17 protein-coding genes and 1 pseudogene are annotated in these 15,066 nt (G+C 40.3%); 9 read left to right on the top strand and 9 right to left on the bottom strand.

What is annotated here, in order from left to right; all coding sequences use genetic code 11:
- Nucleotides 1-116: 116 nt before the first annotated feature.
- From DOT_RS27080 to DOT_RS27070, 3 genes are all read right to left on the bottom strand, one after another.
- Nucleotides 117-1,472, bottom strand: coding sequence for a putative sulfate exporter family transporter (locus DOT_RS27080; RefSeq protein WP_009624844.1), 1,356 nt, complete (start codon nucleotides 1,470-1,472; stop codon nucleotides 117-119).
- Between the two features lie 509 nt (nucleotides 1,473-1,981).
- The gene (locus tag DOT_RS27075) at nucleotides 1,982-2,338 is read right to left on the bottom strand and encodes a hypothetical protein (protein WP_009624842.1); all 357 of its coding nucleotides are present in this window, start codon (nucleotides 2,336-2,338) and stop codon (nucleotides 1,982-1,984) included.
- Nucleotides 2,339-2,405: 67 nt separating this feature from the next.
- On the bottom strand, nucleotides 2,406-3,758 hold the full coding sequence (locus DOT_RS27070; protein WP_009624841.1) for a putative sulfate exporter family transporter: 1,353 nt from the start codon (nucleotides 3,756-3,758) through the stop codon (nucleotides 2,406-2,408).
- Between the two features lie 455 nt (nucleotides 3,759-4,213).
- Between DOT_RS27070 and DOT_RS27065 the strand changes: the two genes are divergently transcribed.
- From DOT_RS27065 to DOT_RS27055, 4 genes are all read left to right on the top strand, one after another.
- Entirely contained in the window at nucleotides 4,214-5,047 is an 834-nt protein-coding gene (locus DOT_RS27065) for a deoxyribonuclease IV (protein WP_009624840.1), read from the top strand.
- A 62-nt stretch (nucleotides 5,048-5,109) separates the two neighbouring features.
- A complete protein-coding gene (locus DOT_RS32175) occupies nucleotides 5,110-5,253 on the top strand; it encodes a hypothetical protein (RefSeq protein WP_009624839.1) in 144 nt (47 codons plus the stop codon).
- A gap of 81 nt (nucleotides 5,254-5,334) precedes the next feature.
- Nucleotides 5,335-5,559 (top strand): N-acetylmuramoyl-L-alanine amidase, encoded by a 225-nt coding sequence (locus tag DOT_RS32170; protein ID WP_009624838.1) that lies wholly within the window; start codon nucleotides 5,335-5,337, stop codon nucleotides 5,557-5,559.
- 144 nt (nucleotides 5,560-5,703) lie between these two features.
- Entirely contained in the window at nucleotides 5,704-6,510 is an 807-nt protein-coding gene (locus DOT_RS27055; RefSeq protein WP_009624837.1) for a DUF3786 domain-containing protein, read from the top strand.
- 32 nt (nucleotides 6,511-6,542) lie between these two features.
- Here the strand turns inward: DOT_RS27055 and DOT_RS27050 are convergent, their stop codons facing one another.
- From DOT_RS27050 to DOT_RS30905, 5 genes and pseudogenes are all read right to left on the bottom strand, one after another.
- Nucleotides 6,543-7,454, bottom strand: a complete 912-nt coding sequence (locus DOT_RS27050; RefSeq protein ID WP_009624836.1) for a ribonuclease Z — start codon at nucleotides 7,452-7,454, stop codon at nucleotides 6,543-6,545.
- Nucleotides 7,455-7,554: 100 nt separating this feature from the next.
- Entirely contained in the window at nucleotides 7,555-7,941 is a 387-nt protein-coding gene (locus DOT_RS27045; protein ID WP_009624835.1) for a hypothetical protein, read from the bottom strand.
- Nucleotides 7,942-8,120: 179 nt separating this feature from the next.
- Nucleotides 8,121-8,213, bottom strand: a pseudogene (locus DOT_RS32165) (wall-associated protein); the annotation flags it as partial.
- A 356-nt stretch (nucleotides 8,214-8,569) separates the two neighbouring features.
- The gene (locus tag DOT_RS27040) at nucleotides 8,570-9,421 is read right to left on the bottom strand and encodes an AraC family transcriptional regulator (RefSeq protein ID WP_009624833.1); all 852 of its coding nucleotides are present in this window, start codon (nucleotides 9,419-9,421) and stop codon (nucleotides 8,570-8,572) included.
- A gap of 270 nt (nucleotides 9,422-9,691) precedes the next feature.
- Nucleotides 9,692-9,838 (bottom strand): hypothetical protein, encoded by a 147-nt coding sequence (locus tag DOT_RS30905; protein WP_009624832.1) that lies wholly within the window; start codon nucleotides 9,836-9,838, stop codon nucleotides 9,692-9,694.
- Between the two features lie 917 nt (nucleotides 9,839-10,755).
- On the opposite strand from DOT_RS30905, the gene DOT_RS27030 reads away from it, so the two are divergent.
- The 5 genes from DOT_RS27030 to DOT_RS31195 all read left to right on the top strand — a co-directional run bounded on the left by DOT_RS27030 (nucleotide 10,756) and on the right by DOT_RS31195 (nucleotide 13,903).
- Nucleotides 10,756-11,076, top strand: a complete 321-nt coding sequence (locus DOT_RS27030; protein ID WP_040413557.1) for a muconolactone Delta-isomerase family protein — start codon at nucleotides 10,756-10,758, stop codon at nucleotides 11,074-11,076.
- A 486-nt stretch (nucleotides 11,077-11,562) separates the two neighbouring features.
- Nucleotides 11,563-11,895: a DUF6054 family protein gene (locus DOT_RS27025; protein ID WP_009624830.1), complete on the top strand. Its 333-nt coding sequence runs from the start codon at nucleotides 11,563-11,565 to the stop codon at nucleotides 11,893-11,895.
- A 115-nt stretch (nucleotides 11,896-12,010) separates the two neighbouring features.
- Entirely contained in the window at nucleotides 12,011-13,015 is a 1,005-nt protein-coding gene (locus DOT_RS27020; protein WP_192807843.1) for a hypothetical protein, read from the top strand.
- Between the two features lie 486 nt (nucleotides 13,016-13,501).
- The gene (locus DOT_RS30900) at nucleotides 13,502-13,669 is read left to right on the top strand and encodes a hypothetical protein (protein ID WP_009624828.1); all 168 of its coding nucleotides are present in this window, start codon (nucleotides 13,502-13,504) and stop codon (nucleotides 13,667-13,669) included.
- Nucleotides 13,670-13,903, top strand: coding sequence for a hypothetical protein (locus DOT_RS31195; RefSeq protein ID WP_040413556.1), 234 nt, complete (start codon nucleotides 13,670-13,672; stop codon nucleotides 13,901-13,903). It begins immediately after the preceding gene.
- Nucleotides 13,904-14,358: 455 nt separating this feature from the next.
- Here the strand turns inward: DOT_RS31195 and DOT_RS27005 are convergent, their stop codons facing one another.
- Nucleotides 14,359-14,931, bottom strand: coding sequence for a xanthine phosphoribosyltransferase (locus tag DOT_RS27005; RefSeq protein WP_009624826.1), 573 nt, complete (start codon nucleotides 14,929-14,931; stop codon nucleotides 14,359-14,361).
- Between the last annotated feature and the right edge of the window lie 135 nt (nucleotides 14,932-15,066).

The raw sequence follows: 15,066 nt of genomic DNA, 5'->3' as shown, positions 1-15,066 counted from the left end.
AGGTTGTTGGGTAAGATGAGTTCGCTGAAAGACAACAAGAAGCCCCCCAGACGTTGGGAGGGCTTCTTGCGATTAGATCAGATCAAATTTAATGATATTGGATTAAACCGAATTTGCTATTTTACTAAAGCCCAGTAACCGCCCATCACTACGACTGAAAGGAGATAACCGAGAGGTACGTTAACGAAGACACCTGTGGTAAACGCTGCAAAAGGTTTCCAACCCACAGAGGTAAGATCTTTAAAGCGAGTGGTTAAGCCAATCGAAAGGAAAGTAAAAATGAAGGCCCAACCTCTCAATTCCTTAATGGGAGAAATGATTTGAGCAGTAATTGCTTTGGATGTCGCGGCATCAACACTCGCAACTAAAATGGTGATAATAATCGAAGCAACAAAGAAGCCTAAAACGAATTTTGGGAAGCGGGTCCACATTTCACCAGCCTTAGGTTTGGTGCCATCTTCTCTCTTCTCCCATTTTGTAATCGAGATATAAGCCATGATGAAGCACCAGATTCCAACGAACATGTCGCGGCCAACAACTTTCATCAAGGTAAAGGTTTTAATCGCTTGCTCGTTAATGGATGCAGCAGCTGCCATTCCAGCTGCATCGGCGAACTCAGAGGTTCCAATCCAAGCTCCTGCAGGACCGGGAGCAATTCCTAAAGCTTTAATAAAGACTGGGAGGGCAAAAATCATGACGATGGCCCACACGATGACTAAGGAAATAGAAACACATACATCCTGTTTCTCTGCTTTAACTGCACCTCCGATAGCAATCGAAGCGGATACACCGCAAATCGATCCTCCAGCTGCAAGTGTGGCTGCGTATCGCTTATTTAAACCAAAGAGACGGGTTCCGGCCCAGTAGATCGTGAGATACGTGGTCACAGCAATTATGGTTGCTTGAAGGAATGCCATCGGGCCGGATTGCATTATTAAGGTAAAAGGAAGGGTCGCACCCATTAGTACAATACCAGTTTTGACGAAGAACTCTGTCCGTAACGAGGCATCCATAAATCTTGGTAGTTTAACAAAATTGCCGATAATAAGCCCAACTGCAAGAGCAAGAAGTGGAGCTTCTAGGTTGTATTTTTTCATTACATCCCAAGAACCCACAACCGTGACAACAATGCTCATAATAAATAAAACGGTAAATCCTGGAATGAATTGACTTAATTTGTGACCAAGGACTTTTACTGCTGCGGAAAACAATATTAAGAAAAATAGATATAGTCCGAAGATCGCACCTACATGACTGCTGAGGTAAGTGGTTGCCTTGCCAAAATCAGAGTAACTAGGCACGCTGATTGCTACCCACTTCATAAAGGTACTGCCTGTGAGCCAAAGTAATATTGCAGCTGCTACGACCCCTAAGCCTAACCAGACTGCCCAATAATCCTCTTTTTTCCATAGATCGGACCAGCCACCGGATGGTGTGGTTGGTGGCGTTTCAATGATGCATCCTTCACTCATTTGTTTACACTCCTTTTTAAAAATAGCTAGAAACCCTTTTGCGAACTCAATAATATAGAAATAATTCCCTTCCCGAGTTCACCCCCCTTTTTACGGATCAAGACCGGATAGTTCATCTCCTTTATGAATCCCAATTTTGTCCCATTATTTAAATACTTATATAAACCTATAAGCAATTACTATGCCAACTAGCTGTTCTGGTGAAGACTAGCGTAAACAGACGCTTTTAACCCATAACGGAGGAGGTTAAAATTGATGAAGAGATCTGACAATTTGTCACTTGTGCCAAATTGTCATGACAAAATGTCTCGAAGCTACAAACATAATGAAAACTTGACAGCCCCCCCCACCCACACACACACGAAGACACTGTCTTCGCACGTATTAACCCTTCATGCAGACACTGTCTTCGCACGTATTAGCCTTCTTGTTAGCCTTGGCGAAGTGGCAGCTGACGAAAATAAAAAAGTCTCTCTGCAAAAATTTTGCAGAGAGACTAAAGATGAAATTTATAAGACTCCCCATTTGCGAGTATATTCAACTTTAAGGATAAACTCGCTATCGTCGAAGCCATGTTCTTTTAAAATCTGGAGGGAGGCGTTAAAATCATAGGATTCGGTTTCCATGAGGATGTAATCCTTTTTACCTGTGATTGCCCAGTCCTTATGAACTTCAGTCAGCAATTCCATCATGGTAGCAATCCGCTCTAATCTTGAGGTCAAGAACTTATTTAAATTACGAATTGCTTCAGGCTTTACCTGCTTTACCTTCACTATCTGATCGAAAGGAGGGGTCTCCTTGGGCTTTTCAAAAAAATAGAAAAAAAACCGAGCTCTTTGGACACAAGTCTCATTATCTTTGTGCATATTTTTTTCTCCTTAATCTTCAAACTATCTGAGAATGTTTATTAATCCCTTTTTAGCAGAAAAAGATTTATTTGATTGTAATCCAATAGTTACCCATAATTACAACAGATAAAAGATATCCGAGTGGAATGTTTATTAATACGCCCGCAGTAAAAGCTGCAAACGGCTTCCAACCGACTGAAGCAAGTTCCTTCAAGCGACTGGATAGGCCGATAGAGAGAAAGGTAAAGATAAAGGCCCAATTTCTTAACTCGCTAATCGGGTTAATAATGTTATTATCAATCGCTTTGGAGGTTACTCCATTAGCAGAAGCAGCTAAGATAGTTATAATGATTGAGGCTACAATGAACCCTAAAACGAATTTCGGAAAGCGAATCCAGATGTCGAGAGCATTGGGATTGGTGCCGGCATACCTTTTGTCCCATCTTGTAATCGAAGTAAGCGCCATGATAAAACACCAAATCCCAATGAACATATCACGCCCGACAACCTTCATGAGGGTAAAAGTTTTGATTGCTTGTTCATTTATTGCAGCCGCTGCGGCCATACCAGGAGCATCAGCAAATTCGGCTGTACCAATCCAAGCACCTGCTGGACCGGGTAGAATATTTAAGGCTTTAATTGCTAAGGGGAGGATAAAAATCATAATGATAGACCATAGAATAACCAGAGAAATTGCAATTGACACGTGTTGCTTTTCTGCTTTTACTGTACCGCCAATGGCAATAGAAGCAGAAACTCCGCAGATCGATCCTCCCGCTGCCAGTGTAGCAGCAAAGCGCTTATCTAACGCGAATACCCGTGTTCCAGTCCAATATATAGTGAGGAAGGTAGCTAGGGAAATAATTGTTGCTTGAGCAAAAGCAGTTGAACCTGCTTGGATAATTAAAGTAAATGGGAGGGAAGCACCCATTAACACAATGCCAAGTTTTACGTAAAATTGGGTTTGGAGTGCGGTACTTAGCCAATAGGGAATCTTTAAAAAATTACTTATAACAAGGCCTACTACGAGTGCGAGCAACGGAGTTTCAAAGTTATATCGTTTCATGACATCCCAAGAACCCCACACCGAAACAAGAATACTCATTGAAAAAAGAAAAGTGAATCCTACTAAAAATCGTTGGACTTCTCCGCTAAGGACCTTAACCGCAATTGAAAATAGTATGAGAAAAAACAAATAGAGTGCCAAGATAGCGCTCTTATGGCTAGTAAGATAACTTATAGCAGTTCTGTAGTCACTATAACTTGGTATCTTAAGTACAATCCAATTCATGAAGTTATTCCCAATACTCCAAAATACGATCGCTAACAGAATGATCGTTAGACCCAGCCACATAGCCCAATAATCTTCCTGTCTCCAAAGGTCGGACCAGCCCCCGGCAGGAACTGTTGATTTCTTTGCAGTGGATGCATAGCCCAATGGTTTACCCCTCTCCTTTTGAGCCCTTCATTATACTTCTTTTCACACGAACATTACATACCAAATTAAGGCTTAATATAGGCATAACCTTTGGCTTGTACAATCAGAAAGTATAAACTTACGTTATATTCTGCAAGAAAGGCTAATACGTGCAAAGACAGTGTCTTCGTGGGCGCCAGCCAAGTTTTCTTTATTACATAACTCCAGAATGTAGATTAATTCATCTGGTACATAAACATTATCCTTTCTACTAAATAGTTGTCTCTTTATAAATTATATATTGACATTATATATTATTATATCAGTAATACTCAACTCCCAGAATATAAAGCTTTGTCTAGGTGGGATTGCCGTTTTTTAGAAATGTCTAATGAAGCTTCGGGGTGAACTTTTGAATAAGGTCAGAAATTGGAATATAATGCATTGGAAGTCTTGCACGAGAAAGAAGGATTACGATGTTAAAGATTGGATGTCATTTATCGATTTCTAAAGGATTCCAAGCTATAGGTAAAGATGCTCTGAAAATACATGCCAATACGTTTCAGTTTTTCACCCGTAATCCAAGAGGCAGTAAAGCGAAGGCAATCGATCCGAAGGATGCTGAGTCTTTGCTTAGGCTGATGAAGGAAAATCAATTTGCTCCGATTTTAGCTCATGCCCCTTATACCCTCAACGCTTGCTCCCCTGAGGAAAAAACTAGAGAGTTTGCTGCCCAAGTTATGGCTGATGATTTGGTTCGTATGGAGTATTTACCTAACAACCTCTATAACTTCCACCCGGGCAGCCATGGTGGGCAAGGCTCAGAAGTGGGTATACGACTGATTATTGCGCAGCTTAACGCTCTTTTAAAACCCGAACAGACGACCACTGTGTTGCTTGAAACCATGGCAGGTAAAGGTACAGAGGTGGGGCGTACCTTCGAAGAAATCAAGCAGATCATAGATGGTGTCGTTTTATCAGACAAAATCGGTGTTTGCTTGGATACGTGCCATATCAATGACGCAGGTTATGATATTGTACATGATCTGGACGGTGTGCTTGATAAGTTTGATGAGGTCATTGGTTTAAAGAAGCTTTTGGCGATCCACCTAAATGACAGCATGAATCTTAAGGGCAGTCGTAAAGATCGCCATGCCAAAATCGGTGAGGGCACTATTGGTTTGAAAGCCATCACCCAAATCATCAATCACCCTAAACTTCGGCACCTGCCTTTCTTTCTCGAAACACCCAACGAGCTTTCAGGCTATGCCGAAGAAATTGCTCTCCTGAGAGGTTGTTACGAGGAATAGTTGGATTGGGGCTATTAGTAAAGCCGTTGTCGTCCCGAAGTTGAGGGAGAGGGGAGAATAGAATGGATTGGCGAAAAATAGTTATCCATCACTCAGCAAGCCCTACAGAAGTGAGGAGGGCGGGAAAGACGGTTTCGGTAAATGCTGAGATGATACGTGAGTGGCACCAAACTAAGGGGTGGAGCGTATTGGCTATCACTTTGTAATTATGCCTAACGGAAGCTGTGAGGATGGGCGTCCCTTAGATCGAGTGGGAGCGCATTGTAAAGCAGGACATCGCAATTCCAGTGGGAATCGGAATCTGTCTCGTAGGAAATTTCAGCGAAAAGGAAGTACCGGATACCCAACTCGTTGGGTTGATTAATAAAGTCGTACAACTTTTGACTGTCTTTTCTCTAAAGCCGACAGACGTTGAGCTGCACCGGGACGTGCCTGGGGCTGCCACGGAATGCCCAGGACGGTATTTCCCAGCAGATGTTCTAAAGAAGGAACTGGAAAAAAGTTTTAGCTAACAGCCCAAAGAGCTCGTAATATAATAGAATATTCGAAAATATGTAATAAACGAAATATTACGGCAGGGGAAAAGAGAAACGTGGAGAATTCTGATGATGGAAGAATATTAACACTACAATTACTTCAGGAAGGGGTAATATCAGATGTCACAGCTTAACAATCCTCTAGAAGTATACAAGTTACTCCCAAAATCAAATTGCAAACTGTGTGGGATGGCAACATGCTTAGCATTTGCAGATTTGGTAATTAAGGGACAAAAACGTTTTGGTGAATGTCCTCATTTAGAGAGCCAGATCATTGAGGAAGTCGATAGTAAGATTATTAAACAAATGGCTCCTGAAGAGCAACTGAAACAAATACTCGTACCGCTGCAAAGAGAAATAGCCTCAATCGATTTTTCTGCCTCAGTGCAACGATTGGGGGCTACGTTTTCTGGCGATAAGTTATCAATCAAGTGTTTGGGAAAGGACTTCACGGTTGATGCGAAGGGAAATATCATCTCTGACTGCCATGTCAATATATGGGTGACGGTACCATTGCTTAACTATATTATTCACTGTGCAGGAAATGATCTTACTGGAAAATGGGTTACGTTCAGGGAGCTTAGCAAGGAGAAGATATGGGATTCATATTTTGAGCACAAGTTTGAAAAACCTCTCAAACAAATTGCCGATATTTATCCGGATCTGTTAGAGGACATGATCCACATTTTTGGCGGAAAGCAGGTGGAAAAAAGTTACTCGTCCGATATTTCGCTCGTACTGTATCCGCTACCCAAGGTGCCCATGTTAATTTGTTACAGCAAACCAGAAGAGGATCTAGAATCCAAACTCAATGTATTTTTCGATTCGTCAGCAGGAGATAATCTCAATGTTGACTTAATCTATAGTCTTTGCGGTGGGCTTTTGACGATGTTTGAAAAGATCAAGTCGAGGCATATTCAACCATAAAGATCTTCAAGCAACGTCGCCGGTTGCCTAATTTAATCCGTAAATTTTAGCGACTTAATTAGTGAATCCTTCCCAATTACGGTATTGGAAAAAGTTGTTTTCACAGACTCAATATATTTCTCAGGTTCTGTTAACGACGGACTATAGTGAGTGAGCCATAGTTCTTTTACACTGGCTTGTTGAGCGAGTAATCCAGCTTCAGAAAACATCATATGCTTTTTCTGGATCGCTTTGGACAAGTCGTCCTCATCACCATACATCCCTTCACAAATAAAAAGGTCTGAGCCTTCTATAAACTCAATTAAACCCTCTGTTGGTCTTGTATCAGTACAATAGCAAACTTTAATCCCTTTCCTTGTTTCACCAAGAACCATTTGAGGGCTAACTATCTGGTCTTCAAGTATTATTGTTACACCTTTCTGAAGCCTACTCCAGTAGCTTACAGGAATGCCTAGTTGCTTAGCACGTTCAACATTAAATCTACCCTGCCTTTTAAGCTCTAGACAATAGGATAAACAGGGAAGGGTATGTTCTACAGGGATACTCTTTATATTAAGATCACCTATGTGTGTTTCGGCACTTTCCATGTCTGATAGTTCAATTAAGTCTAGTTCAAAGGGTAACAGGGGTGCAATGACCGTTAAGCCTTCAACAACTTTTTTTAGTCCTGGAGGCCCGAGCAAAGTTAATGGTTTTTCTCTCCCTGAATTACCTATGGTTAGAAGCAGCCCGGGTAATCCGGCTATATGATCCCCATGATAATGAGTAAATAGAACGGCATCAATCGTTTTGAAACCCCAAGCGGCCATTCTGAGCGGGATTTGAGTTCCTTCCCCACAATCTATGAGGATCATTCTTCCCTTACACTTTATCAGTAGGGATGACAGCCACCTGTCCGGCAGCGGCATCATTCCTCCAGTTCCCAGTAAACAAACATCTAGCATAAAGATCTCCTCAACAACTAATATTAAAGTCTTGTAGCATTAAACTGTCGTCTCATTTTTTCCGAATTGCCGTTTTCGTAAACGTACGGGGAACCATGATTTAAACCAGTTTTTCATTAATACCAATGCCTAGCGTCTTAGCATCAGCCAAAAGACGGGTAAGAGTATTTGCTCTTTCCGCTGCCTTAATCCTTACTCTTGCTTGATCATTAGTCAGGCCTGTAATATCAACATCAAGGGTTTTGGCCCGGGTCAGAAGAGTTGCAAGTTGTTTCGTTTGTCTTGCTGCTTTAAGCTGTATACTAAGTTCATCGTCGTTCGGGCTTGTTATATCGTTAACCAATTCTTCAGCCGTTAATCCAACTATTTTGGATTGGTCTATTAGCGATGTCGCTGGCTTAGCTGAAGCAACATTTGCTTGAGCCAATGTTGGTGTTGTTAACATCACAATGATTGTTAAAGTTCCTGCCATTGTTTTTAAATTCACGTTAGCACATCCTTAGAAGTATTGTAACATTCAATTCTTTGGATTAACTTTTGCGCCTAGCACCGATTACTGATTATAACTTCACAAACTGAGTTGTTCCTGAGTAAAGACTGAGAGAACGCTGAAATATAAATCTTCTACTTTTCCACATAAAGCATCGGCATTAATAACCTACTCCCATCAGGACTATAATACCTACTCTGCAGATAATATAGCCCAGTTTCAGAATCATACCTATATTCTCTGTACACATAGGGATTTTTCGCACCCACAGTTGAAGCAAGGCTTCTCGCAGGAGTCATGAATGAGCTGGCAATCACGGAAGTCGGAACACCCAAGGGGGTATAATTTCGCCATTACTGGCAAATGCATTTCTTTACAAGCTCGATAAATGGATAGTGCGAGAATGGAAAGAAAAGCATACTAAAACGAACTACCTAAGATCGCACAATTGCCTTGAAGCGCTAAGACCAACCCGATTAATACTTTCGCCTTCAAACTCATCAGCTCTCCCTCTCGAACAGCCTTTAAACAACTAAAGTCTTAAATTCGTGGATCAAACTAAGATAAGTACGGCTAATTGTATTCGATCGATATATAGCCATACTTATCTTTAGTTTCATGTCTTTTACTTCTTAACCGGAACCCAATACTCACATCTGTAATCTGGAGAGTGTTTATCACCTTCAGGATAAACCTCAAGCCCTGGTGTGCAACAATCATGCTGATATCCTGTAGCTGGGAACCACTCTGAATATACCCTTCGGATTATATCCACTAAAGCTTCAGGCAGCGCTCCAACTGATTCAAATACTGCCCAGGTTGCAGCGGGTATAGTTGCCGAAACATATCCTTTCGGAAGGGTATCTTTGATTTCCTCAACTCCTACTATATAATTAAATTCATCTTTGTCGAAATCCTTAAATATACCCAGGACACCAAGCTTGCCTGCCTTTGAGCTGATCCACTGGTATGAACCATCCTTCACGCAATCGTCCCAGAATTTAGCAACTTGTATAAAGTTTTCTTCGTTCACCATAGTCATCCTTCTTTGTTTACCTACTACGGTAAAGCTCTCTTTATCAACAATCTTGTAATTCATATCTTCATCTCCTTTTATTGAAATATGAAAGGAGAGTTTTGGATATGCCTTGAGATTTGCTCCCAGCCCGCGCGCAGCCGAAGGGCATATTCCATGCATTTTCCCAAAAGCTTTAGTGAAGGCTTCGGGCGTTTCATAGCCATACCTATATGCTACATCAATGATTTTTTTGCCGGATAAAATATCCTGGGCAGCGAGGGTAAGCCTTCTTCTGCGCACATATTCAGCTATAGTAACACCGGTCATCATATGGTACATACGCTGAAAGTGAAATGGGGATGATAAGGCAATTTTCGCTACCTTCTCAATATCCAACTTTTCAGTAAGGTTAGCCTCTAGATATTCTACCGCCCTGTTCATTGCGTCAAGCCAATCCATAAAGCCCCTCCTTATTTCTTATATTAAATGTTTTCCCCTTATTTTTCCTGTTTTTAAATGCGCCCTGGTGACAGGTCGAATTATATAGTTTTATCTAAGGGTTCATATTCCTTAGCGATAATAATCGGACCCTTTTCGCTTTCTGTGGATTCCTGTGCTTTAGGGGCGCACCTACAACAAGCGCAGGAAATGAGAACTTAAACCCCTACTATAAAAGTTCAGGGGTGTCGTTGCACTAATCCGATGACCATTAAGTACTTTCTTTTATTATTACTTTTTGGCCTTTTGTTTACCGCTGGGCAGCTGGGCCAAACGGTTCAGGAGATCCTGCTCCTTCTGCGCCGCTTCCAGCAGGCCCTGCTCAAATATATGTAAAGAGCAATGGACCTTATTAAAGAGGTCGGTTGCTCTTTGCATATATTTAGGGTTGAAACTGGGAAATTCCAGTCCGTGAACTCGAATTTTATACTAACTAGGGTGAGGCAGGTAAAAGGCTGTCGCGTCATAAAGAATATATTTCGGATGGAGTTATTATTGGTTATAGACAAGGAAGGTGATCAGCGTTTCGCGCAATTTTAGCGGCTATCGGGAATACCCGAAGTATATCATGGTCGGGCATTATTGGATCATCAAGCAAGCCTTGGTATCAGAATAATGGCAGGTTAATAGATTCCGACGTGCTTCAAATTATCCATATACCCGTTAGGCTAAGTGTGTCCTGAAAGGACGACTGTGCGTTCTTGTGCCGCTTTATAAAATAAGGGGTAGAGCGTAAAGTTACTAATAGGGAGACAGATAAATTCGGAGTGGTTTAGGAGGATCAATGCTTCCATGATAACAAATCAGCCCGACAGGAGCGTTGGGGGCGCGAAATAAAAAATCCGGGTATAAACCCGGTGAGTGGGTTGTTATTTACCTCTGTGTCTGGCATTAGCCTGAACCTTATTTTGTAACCACCGAAGCGTTTTGGGTGTTTCAGATAATGTTCCAAATAATGTGGAAAAAATTTTTAAAAATATTTAAATTCCCATTGACAAAATTTAGACTTAAAGATATAGTACCGTTAATAAATAAATGGAAAAAGTTCAAAGGCAGTAAAATATAATTAGAATCGGTATACAACCGATTCTTTATTATTAGTTAAAAAATTCCATCCGAAATAGATGAAAAGAGCAATGGGCCTTATAAGAGGTCGGTTGCTCTTTTTGTTTGTTTCGGGTTGAAGCTGGAATTTCCAGTCCATCAATTCGAATCTTTTCAAACTAGGGTGAAGCAGATAAGGCTGTGTTGTCTCAATCGAACAGCCAAAATAATTATGGAAAGAAGGGTTAACCATGCTATTTCTCGTTACAAGTGAATTAAAACAATTACCCCCATTCCCACCTCAACAGGTCAAAGAAATAATGGCAGAAGGGTGGGAAAAAGTTATAGGCTATCAGAAACAGGGAAAGATTTTGGCACAAGGGATGTTTGCTGGTAGAAAAGGTGGCTGTGTTATTTGGGATGTCGAGTCTGTCGAGGAACTTCATACATTAATATCCCAATCTCCTATATTTCCTTTTCTTGAGACAGAAACGACTCCCTTAGTCAGTATTGAAAGAGCTTTGGAATCCGTTAAGTCAGCTCAAGAAAAAGAACAAACCCCAAAAGAGTAGATAGGAAAAAACTAATTCAACACTAGCCTCACCCTAGTTTAAGGCCCCTCGGGGCCTTTTTTTAATAATGTCGTATAAATTATACCAATGAATCGACATTACGTTCGTAAGACCATTAATGTATTTTTTATGGTTATGGAACCTTCAGGCTTATTGGTTTGAAACCAAAATATCATTTATCTATCCGGTAGGCTTAGTATTTAAGAACCTATAATCGCTGGCAGGAGCGTTGGGGTGGGATTAGGCTTCAAGAAGCAAATCATATATACTGGATAATAAAGGAGAACGCAATTATGAGCCAATCTAAACTAATTAGTATTCCCGAACTATCATCGCGTCCATTTAGTCTTACCGTGGAGCGAACAATGCCTTTCTACCTCAAGTATTATACAAAGCGTGGACTGAACAGTTTGTGAAGGTTTGGTTGAACAGATAGCTGCGAGTTGCAATTTGAGATATTTTGTTTATTGCGAAGGAGAGGAAAAGATGAGTACTTATAATTTCAAAGTAAGCATTTCGCCGATCGAAGCATTAGATTTAGTCAAGCAAAATGAAAATGCTGATCTTGTGCATGAGGAAACTCATGATTTGGGTAATGGAATTTACATTGGGACCTTAATATTTGAGAAATACTATATGCGGGTGAAGAATAGAGTGGCACTCGTTGTAATAATCGATAATATTTATGGCCAAACGGATGTGAGATCAGTATCTACGGGAAGTTCCGAAGGGATGATTTTTAACTTTGATTGGGGTGCCGCAGATTCCTTTGCCAACAGCGTACAAAATATCCTTGATGATTATATTATTCCATCATAAATAAGGCTGAGTACCCATTCCGGCCTATCCCTGATCCCAATGCCCCACGCCGGTTGCGTCTTTATATATTGTTCATTTTCATTAGGTAATGGGTACAGAAGATTATTTATCTTAGATGAAAGCAGAGATCAAAATGAATATAATGATATTATTATCAACAATGACAGTTTGGCTGCTTTTGGCGGGATGTGCGAAAGAGAGTATGCCTCAACAGATTGGGCAATCGTCGTCGGGCCCAACCATAACAAGCAGTGCGGGCCCTTCTGAATCCGCCGCAGCATCAGCCATTTTAAACAGTTCAACTTCGCCTGCCCAATTAAAGGCTATCCTCGCCAAATACACTACCCATCAAATCAAATTTTTTCAGAGCCTTACTATTGGCGACCAGCAAAACGCCGCATTTGCCATAGTACAGGGAGGTGATGTTTGGTATATCACCGCCTCCGAAGCTCAGAAATTGAAAAGTAATATTGCCTATTCAGCGGACAATAAGTTTAATGCGCCTTTTCTTTGGACTGTCGATAACACCAAAATTTTTAAATGCGAAAGTAGTGCAGGCGGCAGCAGTTCAAGATCCTATGCTTGGTATGTAAAAGGCGGAAAACCCGTTGAATTGCCTTATACGGGCATGAACCTTTTATATTTTGGCAACGGTCAATTTACAACAATAGGCGATAATTTTGATTCAGGTTTTATAGATGGGATAGGAGCAGGGCATACTTATAAACTCTATTACCTTTATTGGACAACGGATGGTCTTAAGGAATATGGTGGGTTAAAAATCACGCAGCAACAGTTGTTAAAAGTGAAAGGCACCCAGGAAATAATTGATACAATTACCGAACAGGGACATATTATCGACGAAATTTATTATCGTGCGAACAATTTAATCAACATTAATTATCATACCGGTGATAAACAAAACGGTGATTTTGGTAATGTAACACTCGTTTATAAAAATAATACCGTTACTCCTGAATTGGCTTATGCAGGCTCAAATAGTTCGAAAGCCGAGAGTTTTAAAGAGAGAAATTTAAGGGATTTTTCTTATGGCGGTATTTATCAGGCAGCACTTTTTTCCAAAATTGCGACCTATCCGGATAAATTTCCGATGAATTAGGAAATGAACCAAATGGGCGTTTCAAGGGAATCTATGAAATGCTTAGGTGTGGATAAGCTGATTGCCGAAATAATCTCCAGGTAAGAAGTTCTTGGGGAGGAGAAACATGCAAGATCAATATGCCTTTGTAGATGAATATGGGAATTACGGTTTTGACTTCACCAAAGAGGGGAATAATAGAAGTGACGAGTTTGTCCTGTGACATACTTGTCATTTTTGCTATTGTAATATAGAGGGAGCGATAATATGCTGAAAGAAACTTTTAATAACCTGAGTGAAGATAAAAAAAGGATAATCTTTAATGCAGCGGTGCAGGAATTTTAAACTAAATGTTTCAGTGAAGCGTCAATTAACCTAATCGTTAAAACAGCAGGTATACCCAGAGGCAGTTTTTTCTTTATGTATTTAAAGAAATCTTAACAGAAAAGCAAGAAATTTTGCATAGCGCAGAAGATATATCCGGATGCAGATGTTTGTGAAGTATTAATGCAAACAACTAAGGCATCCAATAAATGGAGCAAGGCTAAACCGGAATATGGTCAGATAAGTTTACTGATGGAGATTGATAACAGTCCATTTATCACCGGACTTCGTACTGCATCGGCCAAAATGTTGAAAGAAATGGTTGAACGTGAAAGCAGCGAGGTCTTATAAATGATTGACTGTTTGATTAGATCTAAATCGAAGGGAATGGCTGTGATGGCAAAAAAAGCGGCTAAGACAGGAGCGGGTCCAACAGCTCTAATAGCGGTTGAACAATACTTTCCAAAAAAGGAACGTATCGTCGAGGATGAGTTGGCCTATCATATACTGCCGACGGGGAGAGCTTTTTTATGGCTCATGCGCCTGATTCAAAACCTTATGTCAATGACGGTGGCGATACTATAATACCGAATACTTTATTTTATTACGATCAGCAAACCAGACAATCTCAGGAAATATTGAATTTCAATGATAAAACAATTACTTATTATGGTGTCTTAAACAAATAGTTAATTAAGACCACTCTTTCCCGTCCTTTTGGTAATGGACAGCAAAGGGAAACACATCGGGTACAAAGGTCTGGTCATCTTTTCGGAAATGCTTAATGTAACAGTAACTATTTGAGTTTGAAAATAAATTAGAGCGTGCTTCTGGAAACCTTAAGAGTACTCTTGATTTACATCCTTTTTCCCTTGGACAGAAAACAAAACTTGGTCACATCATGATACAGTTTCTGCTTGCCTAAAAAAGGGGAGTGTTGCCAAGCTATTTAATAAAAAAGCAGCTTGCAACACTCCCTATAAAAAGAGTCGGTAATATTTTTCAGCAAGGTTCAAGTGTTAAGTACTGTGTACTTTGATTTATTTAAAGAAAACCTGGCCGTCATGTATTGAGTCAATAATGGCTAACGACTCTACCTGAATGCCTTTTTCCTCGATGATTTTTCTACCTTCTTGAAATGTTTTTTCTATGACAATACCCGCTCCGGAAATCTCCGCTCGACTTTGAGCGATTAAACTGACTAATCCCATGAGAGCACTTCCACTTGCTAGGAAATCATCAATAATCAGTACTTTGTCATTCGGACTTAAGAACGCTTTGGATATTTTAATGGAATATTCCTGATCTTTAGTATAAGAATATACCTTTGCTTCGTAAACATCCTGGTTCATGTTGATGCCCGCGTGTTTTTTCGCAAATACGACGGGAACATAATTAAAGTATTGCGCAGCTATGCTGGCAATGGCAATACCAGACGTTTCGATGGTCACTATTTTTGTTACTTCTTTATTTGAAAATCTGTGTTTGAATTCTTTGCCTATTTCGTTAAACAAACTAATATCTAATTGGTGATTTAAGAAATTATCGACTTGGATGATGCGATTTTCTACGATTTTCGCGTTGGTACGGATTTTATCTTTTAAGAGTTGCATGATGGTTATACTCCCTTTCTTAAAATGAAAACACTCCTAAAGCCTTCAGGAGTGAAGCAAAAATAATAATGTAATATTAACAAGGATAACTTGAATACCGCAAAAAAGCAATGATAATCCTGAGATTTTTCATTG

Origin of the sequence: Desulfosporosinus sp. OT (assembly GCF_000224515.1) — a bacterium.
Classification (GTDB): domain Bacteria; phylum Bacillota; class Desulfitobacteriia; order Desulfitobacteriales; family Desulfitobacteriaceae; genus Desulfosporosinus.
The sequence above is the reverse complement of the archived record's forward strand: the minus strand, read 5'-3'. Positions and strand labels throughout refer to the sequence as shown.